The organism is Kitasatospora sp. NPDC093558, assembly GCF_040683475.1.
Lineage (GTDB): Bacteria > Actinomycetota > Actinomycetes > Streptomycetales > Streptomycetaceae > Kitasatospora.
The window spans coordinates 1-1627 of sequence record NZ_JBFBDY010001061.1 but is presented as its reverse complement, the minus strand read 5'-3'; the positions used below and the strand labels follow the sequence as shown (position 1 = coordinate 1627).

Here is a 1627-nt window from a genome sequence, read left to right as displayed (position 1 = left end):
GCCCAGGAGGCCGCCGAGCCCGCCATCGCCCACGCCGACGCCGAGCACGGACAGTCCGTAGTCGGCGTCCACCCGGGTCCACGCGCCGATCAGGGCCACCGCCACCGCCGTGGCCAGCGCCAGCCGAACGGCGTGCCGCCAGAACGGGACGCTCCTCGGCGAGCGGTAGGCCGCGAGGAAGCCGGCCGCGAGCAGCAGGACGGCGGCGATCGGCAGCAGCCACCAGCTGCGCGCGTCCTGGTCGGCGAGGGTGCCGAGGCTCACCGTGGCCTGGTGGCCCTCCGGCGCGCGCAGCACGTCGGAGAGCGGCTTGGGCACCGGCAGGCCGAGCGCCCCGGAGAGCCGGCCGTGCCACTCGGCGCCGAGCCCGACGCCGAACGCCAGCCACGCGAGGTTGGGCAGGGCGAGCACCACGACGGCCATCGTCTGCCGCGCGTTGCCGTGCACGAGCGCGGTCACCACGCCTGCCACCGCGCCGATCGCGACGTACCCGAGCAGCACCGTCCAGAGCGCGAACGCGGCCGGGCGCACGGCCTGTTGGTAGGGCAGCAGCGCGCGCGGCAGCGGCGCCCGCCGGGACACCGCGAACGTGCCCGCGAGCACCACGAGCAGCCACGCCAGCCCGATCCCGACCGTGGTCGGCCCGTCCGCGTGGAAGCCCACCTCGGGGGTCAGGCCGAGCGCGTTGCCGATGGCCTGCTCGATGCCGCCGCCGAGCGGGACGGTGAAGGTGTGCGAGGCGCCGAGCGTGAGCAGCACGAGCGCGAGCACCCAGAGCACCACCGTCCGCGCGATCCGGCCGAGCAGCTCGTCGCCGCCCGTCACCGCGCGGAACCGCAGTTGACGCAGGAACACCTCGGCCATCACCACCGCGCCGGCCAGGCCGACGGACAGCGGCATCGCCGCGATCCCCGCGTCCACCGCCGCGAACTGACCGGCTCCGCCATCCAGTTGGACGGATCCGCCGACGGCCAGCGCCACCGTCGCGGCGAGCACGGACGGGAACCCGCCGTCCGGCAGGTCGTCCGCGCCGGCCAGCCAGAGGCCCAGCGCGGCCACTGCCGCCATCGCGGCGAGGCCGGCCAGCACGACGGCGAGCGCGTCCAGCCAGCCGCGCACGGCGCCGGGCGCTCCGGCGGGGGCGGTCGCGGCCTGCTGCATGGCGCCTCCTGGTGTGGTGCGTCTTGGTGTGGTGCGTCCTGGTGTGTACGTCTTGGCTTGGTGCGTCGGCTTCCTGCGGTGTGGCGGACGGCTCCGGACCTGCCCGACGGCTTCCAGCCTGGCCGAAGCGGCGCGGGCACGCGCGGCGACGGTGCGCGCGCCCGCTGTTGCGGCATCCGGGGCACGGGGGGAGAAATGGAACCCAGCGGCAGAAGCGTTCCCCGCCGGCCCTCTGCGCCGGCCGCCTACGAAACGGAGCCGCCATGAGTTCCCAGCCCCCTCCCTCCGGCCCGCCCCTCGGCCCCCCGTCCGGCCCCCTTTCGGGCGGCGGCGCGGCCGGCCCGCCGTCCGTCCCGCCGCCCCCGTCCGGGCCGCCGGGACAGGCAGGACCGCCCACGGGCGGCCCCGGACGCGGACCACGCCGGCCGTGGTGGCGCTCAGGACGCGGGCTCGCGGTGGGCGCGGG

General features: G+C 77.4%; 1 protein-coding gene. It reads right to left on the bottom strand.

The window, feature by feature from the left end:
* On the bottom strand, positions 1-1161 hold a 1161-nt coding region (locus AB0O00_RS38460), incomplete at its 3' end, for a streptophobe family protein (protein WP_363659326.1).
* Positions 1162-1627: the final 466 nt, after the last annotated feature.